The sequence below is a fragment of the Streptomyces sp. NPDC021622 genome, assembly GCF_040640795.1.
Lineage (GTDB): Bacteria > Actinomycetota > Actinomycetes > Streptomycetales > Streptomycetaceae > Streptomyces.
This window is the reverse complement of record NZ_JBFACK010000012.1, coordinates 58,948-74,004: the sequence shown is the minus strand read 5'-3', so window position 1 is coordinate 74,004 and position 15,057 is coordinate 58,948. Positions and strand designations below refer to the sequence as shown.

Annotated in this window: 18 protein-coding genes; 17 read left to right on the top strand and 1 reads right to left on the bottom strand. The window is 70.5% G+C overall.

The genetic code is table 11. The features are described from left to right. The first annotated feature begins 34 nt into the window (after nt 1-34). Nucleotides 35-937, top strand: coding sequence for a LysR family transcriptional regulator (locus tag AB0G47_RS23950; protein WP_360773404.1), 903 nt, complete (start codon nt 35-37; stop codon nt 935-937). Here the strand turns inward: AB0G47_RS23950 and AB0G47_RS23945 are convergent. After that, on the bottom strand, nt 934-1,794 hold the full coding sequence (locus AB0G47_RS23945) for an SAM-dependent methyltransferase (RefSeq protein WP_360773401.1): 861 nt from the start codon (nt 1,792-1,794) through the stop codon (nt 934-936). The genes AB0G47_RS23950 and AB0G47_RS23945 overlap by 4 nt on opposite strands. Nucleotides 1,795-2,012: 218 nt before the next feature. On the opposite strand from AB0G47_RS23945, the gene proS reads away from it, so the two are divergent. The 16 genes from proS to dprA all read left to right on the top strand — a co-directional run bounded on the left by proS (nt 2,013) and on the right by dprA (nt 14,777). After that, nucleotides 2,013-3,428 carry a proline--tRNA ligase gene (gene proS / locus AB0G47_RS23940; protein WP_360773399.1) on the top strand — a complete coding sequence of 472 codons (1,416 nt, stop codon included), beginning with the start codon at nt 2,013-2,015 and terminating at the stop codon, nt 3,426-3,428. Nucleotides 3,429-3,654: 226 nt separating this feature from the next. Then, entirely contained in the window at nt 3,655-4,251 is a 597-nt protein-coding gene (locus tag AB0G47_RS23935) for a hypothetical protein (RefSeq protein WP_351165389.1), read from the top strand. A gap of 198 nt (nt 4,252-4,449) precedes the next feature. Next, on the top strand, nt 4,450-4,887 hold the full coding sequence (rpsP, locus tag AB0G47_RS23930) for a 30S ribosomal protein S16 (protein WP_135334708.1): 438 nt from the start codon (nt 4,450-4,452) through the stop codon (nt 4,885-4,887). Between the two features lie 2 nt (nt 4,888-4,889). Beyond that, a complete protein-coding gene (locus AB0G47_RS23925; RefSeq protein ID WP_030361979.1) occupies nt 4,890-5,129 on the top strand; it encodes an RNA-binding protein in 240 nt (79 codons plus the stop codon). A 113-nt stretch (nt 5,130-5,242) separates the two neighbouring features. Further along, nucleotides 5,243-5,806 (top strand): ribosome maturation factor RimM, encoded by a 564-nt coding sequence (gene rimM, locus AB0G47_RS23920; RefSeq protein WP_360773395.1) that lies wholly within the window; start codon nt 5,243-5,245, stop codon nt 5,804-5,806. After that, nucleotides 5,806-6,627, top strand: coding sequence for a tRNA (guanosine(37)-N1)-methyltransferase TrmD (trmD, locus tag AB0G47_RS23915; protein WP_135334710.1), 822 nt, complete (start codon nt 5,806-5,808; stop codon nt 6,625-6,627). The genes rimM and trmD overlap by 1 nt, the downstream gene beginning before the upstream one ends. Before the next feature lie 132 nt (nt 6,628-6,759). Then, nucleotides 6,760-7,110 (top strand): 50S ribosomal protein L19, encoded by a 351-nt coding sequence (rplS, locus tag AB0G47_RS23910; protein WP_135334711.1) that lies wholly within the window; start codon nt 6,760-6,762, stop codon nt 7,108-7,110. A 45-nt stretch (nt 7,111-7,155) separates the two neighbouring features. Then, the gene (gene lepB, locus AB0G47_RS23905) at nt 7,156-7,875 is read left to right on the top strand and encodes a signal peptidase I (protein ID WP_360773390.1); all 720 of its coding nucleotides are present in this window, start codon (nt 7,156-7,158) and stop codon (nt 7,873-7,875) included. Continuing rightward, entirely contained in the window at nt 7,868-8,956 is a 1,089-nt protein-coding gene (gene lepB, locus AB0G47_RS23900) for a signal peptidase I (RefSeq protein WP_360773387.1), read from the top strand. Before lepB (AB0G47_RS23905) ends, lepB (AB0G47_RS23900) begins: the two co-directional genes overlap by 8 nt. Continuing rightward, nucleotides 8,841-9,812: a signal peptidase I gene (lepB, locus tag AB0G47_RS23895; protein WP_360773384.1), complete on the top strand. Its 972-nt coding sequence runs from the start codon at nt 8,841-8,843 to the stop codon at nt 9,810-9,812. Before lepB (AB0G47_RS23900) ends, lepB (AB0G47_RS23895) begins: the two co-directional genes overlap by 116 nt. Before the next feature lie 80 nt (nt 9,813-9,892). Then, the gene (lepB, locus tag AB0G47_RS23890) at nt 9,893-10,660 is read left to right on the top strand and encodes a signal peptidase I (protein ID WP_360773381.1); all 768 of its coding nucleotides are present in this window, start codon (nt 9,893-9,895) and stop codon (nt 10,658-10,660) included. Beyond that, on the top strand, nt 10,650-11,153 hold the full coding sequence (locus AB0G47_RS23885) for an NUDIX hydrolase (protein WP_360773378.1): 504 nt from the start codon (nt 10,650-10,652) through the stop codon (nt 11,151-11,153). Before lepB (AB0G47_RS23890) ends, AB0G47_RS23885 begins: the two co-directional genes overlap by 11 nt. A gap of 55 nt (nt 11,154-11,208) precedes the next feature. Beyond that, nucleotides 11,209-11,517: a DUF2469 domain-containing protein gene (locus AB0G47_RS23880; protein WP_003965949.1), complete on the top strand. Its 309-nt coding sequence runs from the start codon at nt 11,209-11,211 to the stop codon at nt 11,515-11,517. A 106-nt stretch (nt 11,518-11,623) separates the two neighbouring features. Then, nucleotides 11,624-12,001 (top strand): YraN family protein, encoded by a 378-nt coding sequence (locus AB0G47_RS23875; RefSeq protein WP_360773375.1) that lies wholly within the window; start codon nt 11,624-11,626, stop codon nt 11,999-12,001. Beyond that, entirely contained in the window at nt 12,001-13,620 is a 1,620-nt protein-coding gene (locus tag AB0G47_RS23870; RefSeq protein WP_360773372.1) for a YifB family Mg chelatase-like AAA ATPase, read from the top strand. The genes AB0G47_RS23875 and AB0G47_RS23870 overlap by 1 nt, the downstream gene beginning before the upstream one ends. Continuing rightward, nucleotides 13,617-14,777 carry a DNA-processing protein DprA gene (gene dprA / locus AB0G47_RS23865; RefSeq protein WP_360773369.1) on the top strand — a complete coding sequence of 387 codons (1,161 nt, stop codon included), beginning with the start codon at nt 13,617-13,619 and terminating at the stop codon, nt 14,775-14,777. The genes AB0G47_RS23870 and dprA overlap by 4 nt, the downstream gene beginning before the upstream one ends. Nucleotides 14,778-15,057: the final 280 nt, after the last annotated feature.

The window sequence follows — 15,057 nt, the reverse complement described above, 5'->3', positions numbered from 1 at the left end:
GAGCTGGATCTTCTCGCGACTAGCATGCTCAGTTATGGAACTCCGGCAACTGCAGTACTTCGTGACCGTGGTCGAGGAGGCCAACTTCACCCGCGCCGCAGCCCGTCTGCATCTGGCCCAGCCGGGGGTGAGCGCCCAGATCCGGCAACTGGAACGGGAGCTCGGGCAGCCCCTCCTGGACCGCTCGGGACGGTCGGTGACCCTCACGGAGGTGGGGGCGGCCGTCCTGCCCTACGCACGGGCCGCGCTCGCCGCCGCCGATGGGATGCGGCACACCGCGGACGCGTTCACCGGACTGCTGCGCGGCCAGGTCACGCTCGGCCTCGTGTCCGGCGCGGCCACCCACGAGTTCGACGTGGTCTCCGTGCTCGCCGACTTCCACGACGCCCACCCGGATGTCGAGATCGCCCTCACCGAGGACACATCGGACCGGATGCTCGCCGCGCTGCGCCGCGGGGAACTCGACATCGCCCTGCTGGGCCTCGCGGACGAGGAGCCGCCACCGGGCGTCTCCTTCCGGCTCGTGATCGACGAACCCCTGGTCGCCGTCGTGCTCCCGGGCGACCCGCTGCTCACCCCCGCGGGCCGTACGACCGTTCCGCTGGCGGAGCTCCGGGACCGACCGCTGATCAGCCTGCCGCGGGGGACCGGCCTGCGGGGGGTGCTCGACCGCGCCTGCGCGCAGGCCGGCGTCCGGCCCCGCATCGCCTTCGAGGCGGCGGCGCCGCAGGTGCTCGTCCAACTCGTCGTCCGTGGCATGGGCGTGGCCGTGCTTCCGGCGCTCGAACCCCGTACGGCGGCCGCGTACGGGCTGCGCACCCTGGAGATCACGGATCCGCGGCCGCGGGGCCGGATCGCGCTGGCCTGGCGCACGGACGGGCCGGCGGGCCCTGCCGCCAGGGCCCTCCTGGAGCGGCTCCAGGACGCTCTGGGCTAGGGCGTACGCGCGATCAGGTACCGGAACACGTTGGGCATCCACACCGTCCCGTCCCGCCGCTGATGCGGATGCAGCGCCTCCGTCACCTCCTTCTCGACCTGCGCCCGATCCGTCGCGCCCACCGCCGCGTCGAACAGGCCCGTCGAAAGGAGGCCCCGGACCGCGCTCTCGGTGTCCGCATACCCGAAGGGGCACGCGACCCGGCCCGACCCGTCCGGCTTGAGCCCGGCCCGCTGGGCCACCTCCTCCAGGTCGTCCCGGAGCGCGGGGCGCCAACTCCCCGTACTACGGAGAGGGTCGGCGAGCTTGGTCGCCACCTTCAGTACCGAAGAGGTCGTGCAGCGCTCCGGCGGACCCCAGCCGGCGAGCACCACGGGCGTGCCGCGCCCGGCGAGCGGTGCGGCGGCCTCCAGAAGGGCGGAGAGGCCCTCGGAGTCGCCCGCCATGCAGCCGATCGGCTGGAACGCGGTCACCAGGTTGTACGCGGGTACGTCCGGCCCCGCCACGTCGGCGGGGCCGCCCTCGACGAGACGGGTGTCGCCGCGCGGGCGTGTGCCCAAGGCCGCGTCGGGCAGCAGGCGTTCGCGCGCGAGGGCGAGCCGCTCGGGCGCGGACGGGTCGACACCGGTGACGGCCGCGCCGCGTGAGGCGGCCATCAGGAGGGCGAGTCCGGAGCCGCAGCCGAGGCCGAGGAGCCGGGTTCCACCGCCCACTTCGAGTCGTTCGTACACCGCTTCATAGAGCGGAACCAGCATCCGTTCCTGGATCTCCGCCCAGTCACGCGCGCGTGCGCACCGGTCCACGCGGGGGGTCGTGCCCGCGCGGGGACGGCGCGGCTGCGCGAGTGTAGGTGTCATCGAAAGCGCCCCAATCCGCCGAGAGTTACTGGAGTGTCGTATTCAAACGGTTCGTCCGCCCCCGTGCAGTGCGCTCGCACTCCCCCCGTATGCCAGAGAACTCCGCATCCGTCGTGGAGTCCAGGGGTTGTGTGGCAATGCTTGCGTGCCACCGTTGTGCGCCCCCTGGAGCCGTAAATTCCGCGCCCTGCGGGAGGCTCCGCCGTACCATGCGCGCCATGGCCAAAGCACCCGTTCTCACGCCCCGGGCGGAAGACTTTCCGCGCTGGTACCAGGATCTGATCAACAAGGCCGAGCTGGCCGACAACGGGCCGGTGCGCGGCACCATGGTGATCCGACCGTACGGCTATGGCCTGTGGGAGCGGATGCAGCAGGACATGGACGCCCGCATCAAGGAGACGGGCACCCAGAACGCGTACTTCCCGCTCTTCATCCCCCAGTCGTATCTGACCCGGGAGGCCCAGCACGTCGAAGGCTTCGCCCCCGAACTGGCCGTCGTCACGCACGGCGGCGGCAAGGAGCTCGAGGAGCCGGTCGTCGTCCGCCCCACCTCCGAGACGATCGTCAACGAGTACTTCTCCAAGTGGGTGCAGAGCTACCGCGACCTGCCGCTGTTGATCAACCAGTGGGCGAACGTGGTCCGTTGGGAGCTGCGGCCCCGCCTCTTCCTGCGCACGTCGGAGTTCCTCTGGCAGGAGGGCCACACCGCGCACGCGACGCGGGAGGAAGCACGGGACTTCGCAGCCCGCATCCACGAGCACGTCTACGGGGACTTCATGCGCGAGGTCCTGGCGATGGACTTCGTCCTGGGCCGCAAGACCGCCCAGGAGCGCTTCGCCGGCGCCATCAACACGCTCACCCTCGAAGGCATGATGGGCGACGGAAAGGCCCTCCAGCTCGGCACGAGCCATGAGCTCGGCCAGAACTTCGCCAAGGCCTTCCACACCCAGTACCTGTCCAAGGAAGGCAAGCAGGAGCTCGTCTGGCAGACCTCCTGGGGCAGTACGACACGGATGGTCGGCGCCCTGGTGATGATGCACGGCGACGACAACGGCCTGCGGGTGCCGCCGCGCCTCGCGCCCGTCCAGGTCGTCGTCCTCGCCGTCAAGGGCGACGAAGCGGTGCTCGCGAAGGTCCGCGAGATCGGCGACCGCCTCAAGGCGGCGGGCGTACGCGTCCAGGTCGACGACCGCACGGACACGCCCTTCGGGCGCCGTGCCGTCGACTGGGAGCTCAAGGGGGTGCCGGTCCGCGTCGAGATCGGCCCGCGCGACCTGGAGAACGGCACGGCGATGGTGGCCCGGCGCATCCCGGGCGGCAAGGAACCGGTCGCGATCGACTCCCTGACCGCGCTGCTGCCCACCGTCCTCGAAGAGGACCAGAAGCTGCTCCTGGCACAGGCCCGTGAACGCCGCGAGTCCCGCACCTCGGACGTCACCACCGTCGACCAGGCAGTGGAGGCCGCTGCCGCCGGCGGCTGGGCCCGCATCCCGTGGGCCGCGCTGGGCCCGGAGGGTGAGGCAGCGCTCGCCGAGCACTCCGTCTCCGTACGGTGTCTGGTCGCGGAGGACGGGTCGGTGCCGGACGCCGATGACGCGCCCGGTAACGTCGCTGTCGTGGCCCGCGCCTACTGAGTGCGCGATTCCGGCCCGTACGCCTCTTCAGGCGACAGGGGCCCCACGGGAGCCGGTAGGACGTACGCGCTACTACGTACCGGCTTGGTGTGAGCTGCGAGGCTTCTCCGCAGATCAGCGCACCCGCCCTCGTCCGGACGCATCAATGGCAACTGACGGGTACGTGCAAATTATTTGGGATGCCCCGGAATGGAACCCCTGGGCATCCCGGCTCGTTGTTCACGACGTGAGCACGACACCACCTGTTCTCGCCGCAGAGCTGGCACAGGCGTGGGCCGACATTCAGCGGCACCACCCCGAGCTGCCAGACCTTGCCGCGCCCGAATCCCTGATCGGAGAATCGTCGTCCGCCTGCGGCGCCGAGCTCTCCTTCGAGCGACTGCTCCATGAGGCAGTCCATGGCATCGCCGCCTCACGCGGCGTACGCGACACCTCACGCGCGGGCCGCTATCACAACCGCAGATTCCTCGCGATCGCCGAGGAGCTGGGCCTCGACCACCCCGAGGAGCCGCACCCGAGCAGCGGCTTCTCACTGGTCACGCTCAACCCCGAGGCACGCAAGCGCTACCGCCCGACGATCGAGCGCCTGCAGCGTGCCCTCAAGGCGCACACCGCGGCGACGGCCGCCGACACGGCGCGCAGCTTCCGCGGCCCGGCCGCGCGGCACGGCTCCTCCGGAGGCGGAGTCCGCGTCAAGGCGGTCTGCGACTGCGGGCGCAACGTGCGCGTGGTCCCGTCGGTGCTCGCCCAGGCGCCCATCGTCTGCGGCGGTTGCGGCAAGCCCTTCCGCATCCCGGAAGTGGTCGGCGCCGCCGCCGGCTGACGCGGCTGAGCTGGACCGGGGCGACCTACCAGGTTCGGTCGTCCCGGAGGCGTATGGCACAATGGCTAGCTGTACTCGACAGCCGCATAGGAACCCTCTCGCCTCCGGCTGACGCGTCCATCGGGCACCCCGAGTACCGCAACCCCACGTGGCATCTCGTTGTGCCCAACCACGTCAAGACCAGGAGACACCACTCCAGTGGCAGTCAAGATCAAGCTGAAGCGTCTGGGCAAGATCCGTTCGCCTCACTACCGCATCGTCGTCGCCGACTCCCGTACCCGCCGTGACGGCCGGGCCATCGAGGAGATCGGCCTGTACCACCCGGTGCAGAACCCCTCGCGCATCGAGGTCGACTCGGAGCGCGCGCAGTACTGGCTCTCCGTCGGCGCTCAGCCGACCGAGCCGGTCATGGCGATCCTGAAGCTCACCGGTGACTGGCAGAAGCACAAGGGCCTGCCGGCCCCGGCGCCGCTGCTCGTCGCCGAGCCCAAGGACAAGCGCGCCGCGTTCGAGGCCTTCACCAAGGGCCTCGAGGGCGACGACGCCAAGGGTGAGGCCATCACCCAGAAGGCCAAGAAGGCTGACAAGAAGGCGGACGAGGCCAAGGCCGAGTCTGCCGAGTCGACCGAGGCCTGAGCATGCTCGAGGAGGCTCTCGAGCACCTCGTGAAGGGCATCGTCGACAACCCCGACGACGTGCAGGTCGCCTCGCGCAACCTGCGCCGTGGGCGCGTTCTGGAGGTCCGGGTACACCCCGATGACCTCGGCAAGGTGATCGGCCGTAACGGCCGCACCGCGCGGGCTCTGCGGACCGTCGTGGGCGCCATCGGCGGCCGCGGTGTCCGCGTCGACCTCGTCGACGTGGACCAGGTTCACTGAACCGCACGCAGCACCGGCACGGGCCGGGGAGGGCTTCTGGGCCTTCCCCGGCCCGTAGTCGTTGGTAGCCGCCGACGGAGGAACGCCGTGGGCACATGACAGGAGAGAGAGCAGTGCAGCTGGTAGTCGCGCGGATCGGCCGCGCCCACGGCATCAAGGGTGAGGTCACCGTCGAGGTGCGCACGGACGAGCCGGAACTGCGGCTCGGCCCCGGCGCCGTCCTGGCCACCGACCCCGCTTCCACGGGGCCGCTGACCATCGAGACCGGCCGGGTGCACAGCGGCCGTCTGCTGCTGCGCTTCGAGGGCGTACGCGACCGCACGGGCGCCGAGGCGCTGCGCAACACGCTGCTGATCGCGGAGGTCGATCCGGAAGAGCTTCCGGAAGACGAGGACGAGTACTACGACCACCAGCTGATGGACCTCGACGTCGTCACCAAGGACGGGCTCGAGGTCGGCCGGATCACCGAGATCTCACACCTGCCGTCGCAGGACCTCTTCATCGTCGAGCGGCCCGACGGCAGCGAGGTGATGATCCCCTTCGTGGAGGAGATCGTCACCGAGATCGACCTGGAGGAGCAGCGGGCGATCATCGACCCGCCGCCCGGCCTGATCGACGACCGCGCGGAGATCGTCTCCACGCGCGACGCCGAGGCCGCCCCGGAGGGCGACGCCTGATGCGGCTCGACGTCGTCACGATCTTCCCCGAGTACCTGGAACCCCTGAACGTCTCCCTCGTCGGCAAGGCACGCGCGCGTGGACAGCTCGACGTGAACGTGCACGACCTCAGGGAGTGGACGTACGACCGGCACAACACGGTCGACGACACCCCCTACGGCGGCGGCCCCGGCATGGTCATGAAGACCGAGCCCTGGGGCGCGGCCCTCGACGACGCGCTCGCCGACGGGTACGAGGCAGGCGCCCACGGGCCTGTCCTGGTCGTCCCCACGCCCAGCGGGCGCCCCTTCACCCAGGAGCTGGCCGTCGAGCTCTCCGAGCGGCCCTGGCTGGTCTTCACGCCCGCACGCTACGAGGGCATCGACCGCCGCGTCATCGACGAGTACGCGACCCGGATGCCCGTCTACGAGGTGTCGATCGGCGACTACGTCCTCGCCGGCGGCGAGGCGGCCGTCCTGGTCGTCACCGAGGCCGTGGCCCGGCTCCTGCCCGGCGTCCTGGGCAACGCCGAGTCCCACCGCGACGACTCCTTCGCCCCCGGCGCGATGGCGAACCTCCTCGAAGGGCCCGTCTACACGAAGCCCCCCGAGTGGCGCGGCCAGGGCATTCCGGATGTGCTGCTCAGCGGCCACCACGGCAAGATCGCGCGCTGGCGCAGGGACGAGGCGCTGCGCCGCACGACCCGCAACAGGCCCGATCTGATCGAGCGTTGCGACCCCGCGGCCTTCGACAAGAAGGACCGCGAAATGCTCAGCATCCTGGGCTGGCGGCCCGGTCCCGACGGCCGATTTGGGCGACACCCCGACGCCGTGGAAGAATAGGCCGCTGCTGTACGTCCAGCGTGCGCCCCTGCCACAGGGGGAACGACGCTCGCCCGACGCGATCAGCTATCGAATCCTCATCACGAATCTCCCGCTGATGACCTGTGGCATCAGTGAAGAAAGCAGACGATCATGGCTAACCTGCTCGACTCCGTCGACAGCGCTTCGCTGCGCACCGACGTCCCGGCCTTCCGCCCGGGTGACACCGTCAACGTCCACGTGCGCGTCATCGAGGGCAACCGCTCCCGTGTGCAGCAGTTCAAGGGCGTAGTCATCCGTCGCCAGGGTGCCGGCGTGCGCGAGACCTTCACGGTCCGCAAGGTCTCCTTCTCCGTCGGCGTCGAGCGCACCTTCCCGGTGCACACCCCGATCGTCGAGAAGATCGAGCTCGTCACCCGCGGTGACGTGCGCCGCGCGAAGCTGTACTACCTCCGTGACCTGCGCGGCAAGGCCGCGAAGATCAAGGAGAAGCGCGACAGCTGAGCTGGCGCACTGGTTCACATCGGAGCCGGATAGCATCTGGCTCCGATGGACACCGAAGCACAGCACACGGAGCGCGACCGCTCCTCCCCACCCACCGATTCCCAGGACGCCGAGCGCGTCGGGGAGTCCGCGGGGGCGGAGGATCGGTCGCGCTCCGCTTTTGTGTCGTTCGTCGCCTGGCTGCCGGGCGGCAGAGCCACCCTCACCCTGCTCATCTGCACGATGTTCCTGCTGCTCGTCAGCACCTTTGTGGTGCAGCCGTTCCAGATCCCCAGCCGCTCGATGGAGCCCGCGTTCCGGGTCGGAGACCGGGTACTCGTCAACAAGTTGGCGTACCGTTTCGGTTCCGAGCCGCAGCGGGGTGACGCTGTCGTCTTCGACGGCAGCGGCTACTTCGGAGATGCCGACTACATCAAGCGGGTCGCAGGAGTGGGGGGAGACCGCGTGGTCTGCTGCGACAAGCGGGGGAGGATCAAGGTGAACGGCGAACCCGTCGACGAGCCCTACCTGTACCCGGGGGACGCCCCCTCCAAGGTGCCCTTCGACGTCGTCGTACCCGAAGGCAGCCTGTTCCTTCTCGGGGACCACCGCAGCGAATCCCGTGACTCCCGCGACCACTTGGGGCAGCCGGGCGGCGGAATGATCCCCGTCGACTCCGTCATCGGCAGAGCGGACTGGATCGCCTGGCCCATCGGACGCTGGACCTCCCTGGAGCGTCCCGGCGGCTACGCGCGCGTGCCGGCACCAGGCGGCGCGCATGGGTAACCGCGGACGCACACGCGCCAGCCATCGCGCCGACACCCGACTGCCCACCGGATCCCGGCCCACCAGCGGCCCCGTGCTGCCCGGCAGGGCCGAGCGGCGCAAGCTCGCCAAGAAGGTCAAGCGGCGCAGGCAGCGCTCGGCGATCAAGGAGATACCCCTCCTCATAGGCGTCGCGCTCCTCATAGCCCTGGTCCTGAAGACCTTCCTGGTGCAGGCCTTCGTGATCCCGTCGGGCTCGATGGAGCAGACGATCAAGATCGGCGACCGCGTACTCGTCGACAAGCTCACCCCGTGGTTCGGCGCCAAGCCGGAGCGCGGCGACGTCGTCGTCTTCGAGGACCCCGGGGGCTGGCTCGAGGACGAGAAGGGCAAGAAGAAGGACGACCCCGTAGGGGTCAAGCAGCTCAAGGAGGGCCTGACCTTCATCGGTCTGCTGCCCTCCGACAACGAACGGGACCTGATCAAGCGCGTGGTCGGCGTCGGCGGCGACACCGTGAAGTGCTGTGACAAGGACGGCAAGGTCACCGTCAACGGCGTGCCGCTCACCGAGCCGTACATCCACCCCGAGGACAAGGACGAGCCGTCGTCCTTCGAGTTCAAGGTGAAGGTCCCTGAGGGGCGCCTCTTCGTGATGGGTGACCACCGCTCCGACTCGGCCGACTCCCGCTTCCACCGCACCGAGAAGTTCAGCGGCACCGTCTCCGAAGAGAGCGTGGTCGGGCGCGCACTCGTCATCGCCTGGCCCTTCGACCACTGGCGCAAGCTGGAGGAGCCGGATACGTACGCGTCGGTGCCCGACGCGCCAGCAGGATCGGACGTTGCCCTCGGACCGTCGCATAGGGTGGCTCCTGGCCATCGATACGGATTGACCGGACTCCCGACCCCTGCGGAACTCCCGCTCGTTATGGGAGTGGTGGGCCTGCATCGGATATGGGGCAGGCAGCGGCACGGACTGAGGAGTGGATGTGGGGGATGTGGCGGTCGGCGCACGGTCCGGACACGGTGGGCCCGAGGAGCAGCCAGGGCGATCAGACGAGCCGGAGGTCGAGGCCGCAGCGGACGGCGTGACCCCCGGAAGTGACACCGCGGGCGACAGGCCCGCACCCGGCGATCTGGAAGGGAAGCCGCCCAAGGGGGCGAAGAAGCCCCGCTCCTTCTGGAAGGAGCTGCCGCTCCTCATCGGCATCGCGCTGATCCTGGCGCTGGTGATCAAGACCTTCCTGGTGCAGGCGTTCTCGATTCCCTCGGACTCGATGCAGAACACCCTGCAGCAGGGCGACCGGGTCCTGGTCGACAAGCTGACACCGTGGTTCGGCTCGGAGCCCGAGCGCGGCGAGGTCGTCGTCTTCAGGGACCCCGGTCACTGGCTGGACGGCGAACCGACCCCCGACCCGAACGCGATCCAGCGGGTCCTCGGCTGGGTCGGCCTGATGCCGTCCGCCGACGAGAAGGACCTGATCAAGCGGGTCATCGGGGTCGGCGGCGACACGGTGGAGTGCAAGGGCACGGGACCGGTGAAGGTCAACGGCAAGGCGCTGAACGAGCCGTACGTCTTCGAGGGCAACACGCCGTGCAGCGTCGACGACCAGGGCGGCCAGTTCAAGGTCACCGTGCCCGCGGGCAAGATCTGGGTCATGGGCGACCACCGGCAGAACTCGCTGGACTCCCGCTACCACCAGAACCAGCCGGGCGGCGGCGCCGTCCCCGTGGACAACGTCGTGGGCCGTGCCATCGTGATCGCCTGGCCGCCCACCCGCTGGGCGACGCTGCCCAAGCCGGACACCTTCGACCAGCCGGGCATCAGCGCCGCGCTGAGCGCCGCACCGGGTGCCCTCGGGCTCGCGGGTGCCGTGCCGGTCGTGCTGTGGCGCAGGCGCCGTCTCACGGCGGCCGCGGCCGGGAGCACGAGGGTTTCTGGCGGAGGTACCGCCGGGTAGGGTGCCGTCCCAGATCGCTGATCTTCCGTACCCCTGTTCGTTGGGGCGCGAGGTCGTCTCCGACATGGGGGAGCACTGGGATGAGCAGGACACAACGTACGGACGAGGGCCGCGGGCGGCTCGGCAGCGTGCTGTCGGGACTGGCCGTGGCCCTCGGCTGTGTGCTCTTCCTCGGCGGCTTCGTGTGGGGCGCCGTCGTGTACCAGCCCTACACCGTGCCCACCGGGTCCATGACGCCGACGATCGGCGCGGGGGACCGGGTCCTCGCCCAGCGGATCGACGGGAGCGAGGTGCGCCGCGGTGACGTCGTCGTCTTCCGGCAGGCGAGCTGGGGCGACCTGCCGATGGTCAAGCGGGTGGTCGGCGTCGGCGGCGACCGGATCTCCTGCTGCACGGACGGCAAGCTGATGGTCAACGGCAAGCAGGTCGCAGAACCGTATCTCCCCGATGGCGCGGGGGCCGCGGCCACCGGGATCCCCGCCACGACCGTGCCCAAGGGCCGGCTCTTCCTGCTCGGCGACGAGCGCAGCGGCTCCCTGGACTCCAGCGTGCACCTGGGCGACGGCGAGCACGGCTCCGTGCCGCGCGGCGCGGTCGAGGGGCGGGTCGACGCGGTGGCCTGGCCGATGGGCAAGTTCGGGATGCTGGAGCGCCCCGACGGCTTCGCGGACATGTCGGGCGGCATCTCCGATCCGGGCCCGCTGCAGCTGATGGTGACCGCCGTGGTGTCCGGAGCGGTCCTCGTCCTGGGCGGCGCCGCCTACGGTCCGGTGGCCAAGCGTCTTGGCCGCGGGCGTGAGCGGGCGCGCAGCCGTGGCCGTTCGGGAGAGGCAGCTCATGTCGGCTGAGCGGACGGCGCGGCCGCTGCGCAAGGTCGCCCGGGTCGTCCTCCTCGACCCGCAGGACCGGATCCTGCTGCTGCACGGGTACGAGCCGGGGAATCCGGCGGACGACTGGTGGTTCACACCCGGCGGCGGTCTGGAGGGCGACGAGACGCATGAACAGGCCGCGCTGCGTGAACTGATGGAAGAGACGGGCATCACCGAGGTCGAGCTCGGCCCCGCCCTGTGGCAGCGAATCTGCTCCTTTCCCTTCGCCGGACGGCGCTGGGACCAGGACGAGCGGTACTTCCTGGCTCGTACGTCACAGACGGCGACCAGGGCCACGGGGCTGACGGAGCTTGAACAGCGGAGCGTGGCCGGAGCGCGTTGGTGGACGTGCCAGGAACTGACCGAGGCACATGAGACGGTGTATCCGACCAGGCTCGCCGAGTTGCTTCGCAGGCTGCTCGACGAGGGTCCTCCGGGCAGGCCCGAGATCCTCGACACGGAAATCGTGTAGGGGCTCAGGGGGCTGACGCACAATAGGGGGACGCAAGGCTGAAGGGGAACATGCCATGAGCGCCGAGGACCTCGAGAAGTACGAGACCGAGATGGAGCTGAAGCTCTACCGGGAGTACCGCGATGTCGTCGGTCTGTTCAAATATGTGATCGAGACCGAACGGCGCTTCTACCTCACCAATGACTACGAGATGCAGGTGCACTCGGTCCAGGGTGAGGTTTTCTTTGAGGTATCCATGGCGGATGCCTGGGTGTGGGACATGTACAGGCCCGCACGTTTTGTGAAGCAGGTGCGGGTGCTCACGTTCAAGGACGTGAACATCGAAGAGCTCAACAAGAGTGATCTCGAGCTGCCGGGCGGCTGAGTTCACCGCATCGGGTGAGTGGGTTATCCACAACGCGTGAGTCGTCCACCAAGATCCACAAGGCTCGGGACCGGGCCTCAATGTGGGTGTCGGAGGTGGTGCCGACATGAACGCACGGGGGGCACTCGGGCGGTACGGCGAAGAACTGGCCGCGCGGCGGCTGGGTGAAGCCGGGATGACGGTTCTGGCGCGCAACTGGCGCGGTGGCAGGACCGGCGAGATCGACATCGTGGCGATGGACGGCGAAGCGCTCGTCGTCTGCGAGGTCAAGACACGCAGGGCGGGCCTGGCGGGCTCGGCGATCTATCAGCATCCGATGGAAGCCGTGGGCCGCGCCAAGGCGGAGCGGCTGCGGCGCCTGGCCGAGCGCTGGATCGAGGAGCGCGGCGGTCCGCCGCCGGGCGGAGTCCGGATCGACCTCGTAGGTGTGCTGATCCCACGGCGCGGCGCCCCCGTCGTGGAGCACGCGCGGGGGGTGGCCTGATGGGGTTCGCGCGTACGTGTTCCGTGGCGCTGGTGGGTGTCGAGGGCGTCGTCGTCGAGGTGCAGGCCGATCTGGAGCCGGGCGTCGCCGCGTTCACGCTGGTCGGGCTCCCCGACAAGAGCCTGACGGAGAGCAAGGACCGGGTCAGGGCCGCCGTGGTCAATTCTGGGGGTGAGTGGCCGCAGAAGAAGCTCACGGTGGGGCTCAGCCCGGCTTCGGTGCCGAAGGGCGGCAGCGGATTCGACTTGGCTGTGGCCTGTGCGGTGCTCGGGGCCGCGGAGCGGATCGATCCCCGGGTGCTCGCCGACATCGTGATGATCGGCGAGCTGGGGCTCGACGGGCGGGTGCGGCCGGTCCGCGGGGTGCTTCCGGCGGTCCTCGCGGCGGCCGACGCGGGCTATGAGCAGGTCGTCGTCCCGGACTGCACGGCGGCCGAGGCGGCCCTGGTGCCGGGCATCTCGGTGCTCGGGGTGCGCAGCCTGCGGCAGCTGATCGCCGTGCTCACCGATGAGCCGGTGCCGGTGGAGGAGCCGGACGAGCCGGGGCGCCCCGACCCGCTGCTCGCCGGGCTCTGTGTCCCCGGAACGGGGGTCGGGGCGGGGCTCAGCGGCGGCTTTGACGACGCCCATGCGCTGGACCTGGCGGACGTGGTCGGGCAGGTGTCTGCGCGGACCGCCGTGGAGGTGGCCGCCGCGGGGGCACACCACCTCTTTCTGCAGGGGCCGCCGGGCGCCGGAAAGACGATGCTCGCCGAGCGGCTGCCGGCGATCCTGCCCCGGCTCACCCGCGAGGAGTCCTTGGAGGTGACCGCCGTCCACTCGGTGGCGGGCATGCTGCCACCGGGCAAGCCGCTGGTGGACGTCGCGCCGTACTGCGCGCCGCACCACTCCGCGACGATGCAGTCCCTCGTGGGCGGCGGCAAGGGGCTGGCACGGCCGGGGGCGGTCTCATTGGCTCACCGTGGCGTGCTCTTCCTCGACGAGGCGCCGGAATTCAGCAGCCAGACGCTGGACTCCTTGCGACAGCCGCTCGAAGCGGGCCATGTGGTGATCGCCCGCAGCGCGGGGGTGGTGCGGCTGCCCGCGAAGTTCCTGATGGTCCTTGCGGCCAACCCTTGCCCGTGCGGCAGGCACACCCTGCTGGGCGACGGCTGCGAATGCCCGGCGTCCGCGGTCCGCCGCTACCAGGCGCGGCTTTCGGGGCCGCTGCTGGACCGGATCGACCTGAAGGTCGAGGTGGAGCCCGTCACGCGATCCGAACTGTCCGGGTACGGCACGCGGGGCGACTCCACGCAGACCGTCGCGGACCGGGTGCGCACCGCCCGGGAGAGAGCGGCGGCCCGGCTCGCCGACACCGGCTGGCGGACGAACAGCGAGGTCCCCGGACATGCGCTGCGTACGCGGTGGCCCGCCGATCCGGGCGCCCTGGACGCGGCCGAAGTGGACCTGGAGCGAGGCTTCCTGACCGCACGAGGGCTCGACCGTGTGCTGCGGGTCGCCTGGACCATCGCGGACCTCGCGGGCCGCGACCGGCCCTGCGCACTGGACGTGGGCCTGGCGCTGCAGCTGCGTACGGGGGTGCCGCGGGGCGTGCCGATGGCGATCGGGGCGCTGGCATGACGTCCGGATCCGGCTCGGACGAGGAGCGCCTGGCCAGGGCCGCCCTGACCCGGATCCTCGAACCGGGGGACGAGGTGGGCGGGCGGTGGCTGCGAGAGTCCGGGGCCCTCGAAGTGGTCCGGCGGCTCGACCAGGGGGAGGAGCGTCTCGACGGTGTGACACCCGCGCGGTGGGAAGGGCTGCGGGCCCGTGCGGAGCGGGCGAGACCGGCGCGGGACCTGGCGGTGGCGCGGGATGCCGGGGTGCGGTTCGTCTGTCCCGGGGAGGCGGAGTGGCCCGTGCAGTTGGACGACCTCGGGGACGCCAGACCGGTCGGGCTGTGGGTGCGGGGGCGGCCCAGCCTGCGGATATGGGCGCTGCGGTCGGTGGCCGTGGTCGGCGCGCGGGCCTGCACGGAGTACGGCGCGCACATGGCGGCAGGCCTCGGCGCGGGACTCGCCGAGCGGGGCTGGGTGGTTGTCTCGGGCGGGGCCTACGGGGTGGACGGCGCGGCGCATCGGGGTGCGCTCGGAGCGGGCGGTGCCACGGTGGCGGTGCTCGCGTGCGGGGTCGACCGGCCCTATCCGCGCGGGCACGCCGAGTTGATCGGGCGGATCGCGGAACAGGGCCTTGTGGTCGGGGAGTTGCCGCCCGGGGACCATCCGACACCGAGCAGATTCATCCTCCGGAACCGAGTGATCGCCGCGCTCACCCGGGGCAGCGTCGTCGTCGAGGCGGCGTACCGCAGCGGCGCGCTCGTCACGGCGCGCTGCGCCCAGGAGCTCGGTCGCTACACGATGGGAGTGCCGGGCCCCGCCACCAGCGGCCTCTCGGCGGGCGTGCATGAACTCCTGCGCGGCGAGGGTGTTCTGGTGACCGATGCCGCGGAAGTCGTCGAGCTGGTGGGGGACATGGGCGACGTGGCGCCCCAGCGGCGCGGCCCGGTGGTGCCGCGCGATCTGCTCGCCCCTCAGGCCGCGCGCGTCCTGGCCGCGCTGCCCGCCCGCGGGAGCGCGGGGGCGCGGGAGATCGCGCTGGGGGCGGGCACGGCGGTGGACGAGGTTGTCGGTCGGCTGTACGAGTTGCGCTCACTGGGGTTCGTCGAACGACACGGCGATGGCTGGCAGTTGACACGCCAGGCGATTCTGTCGGTCTTCTCGAAGAGAGGGGGGTCGTGACGGAACGTGTTCGGCCGTCCGGATGAATCTCCGATGGCCTTGGGAATTCACGCAGTTGGCGCTCCGGGGTCGTCACGCATTGCGATGAGGGGGACTCTCCGGGGCGTCAAGCGGAACGTATCTGCGTACGCGCGATCCCCCACTCTTCGCACACTGCGACGCTCCAGTCACGCTACGCTCACAAGGATTCCGGCGCGGACAGGCAATCAGGCGGACAACCTCATTCATTTCACGCAAGTTCACCTCACGGGTCCGAGTGACTCCACCAGTACACGGCAGA

Coding starts and splice junctions, on each gene's coding strand:
- AB0G47_RS23885 (WP_360773378.1), top strand. CDS start 10,650: ATGTCGGCTGAGCGGACGGCGCGGCCGCTGCGCAAGGTCGCCCGGGTC.
- AB0G47_RS23925 (WP_030361979.1), top strand. CDS start 4,890: ATGCTCGAGGAGGCTCTCGAGCACCTCGTGAAGGGCATCGTCGACAAC.
- lepB (WP_360773390.1), top strand. CDS start 7,156: ATGGACACCGAAGCACAGCACACGGAGCGCGACCGCTCCTCCCCACCC.
- AB0G47_RS23950 (WP_360773404.1), top strand. CDS start 35: ATGGAACTCCGGCAACTGCAGTACTTCGTGACCGTGGTCGAGGAGGCC.
- trmD (WP_135334710.1), top strand. CDS start 5,806: ATGCGGCTCGACGTCGTCACGATCTTCCCCGAGTACCTGGAACCCCTG.
- proS (WP_360773399.1), top strand. CDS start 2,013: ATGGCCAAAGCACCCGTTCTCACGCCCCGGGCGGAAGACTTTCCGCGC.
- dprA (WP_360773369.1), top strand. CDS start 13,617: ATGACGTCCGGATCCGGCTCGGACGAGGAGCGCCTGGCCAGGGCCGCC.
- AB0G47_RS23945 (WP_360773401.1), bottom strand. CDS start 1,794: ATGACACCTACACTCGCGCAGCCGCGCCGTCCCCGCGCGGGCACGACC.
- lepB (WP_360773387.1), top strand. CDS start 7,868: ATGGGTAACCGCGGACGCACACGCGCCAGCCATCGCGCCGACACCCGA.
- lepB (WP_360773381.1), top strand. CDS start 9,893: ATGAGCAGGACACAACGTACGGACGAGGGCCGCGGGCGGCTCGGCAGC.
- rplS (WP_135334711.1), top strand. CDS start 6,760: ATGGCTAACCTGCTCGACTCCGTCGACAGCGCTTCGCTGCGCACCGAC.
- AB0G47_RS23870 (WP_360773372.1), top strand. CDS start 12,001: ATGGGGTTCGCGCGTACGTGTTCCGTGGCGCTGGTGGGTGTCGAGGGC.
- AB0G47_RS23880 (WP_003965949.1), top strand. CDS start 11,209: ATGAGCGCCGAGGACCTCGAGAAGTACGAGACCGAGATGGAGCTGAAG.
- AB0G47_RS23875 (WP_360773375.1), top strand. CDS start 11,624: ATGAACGCACGGGGGGCACTCGGGCGGTACGGCGAAGAACTGGCCGCG.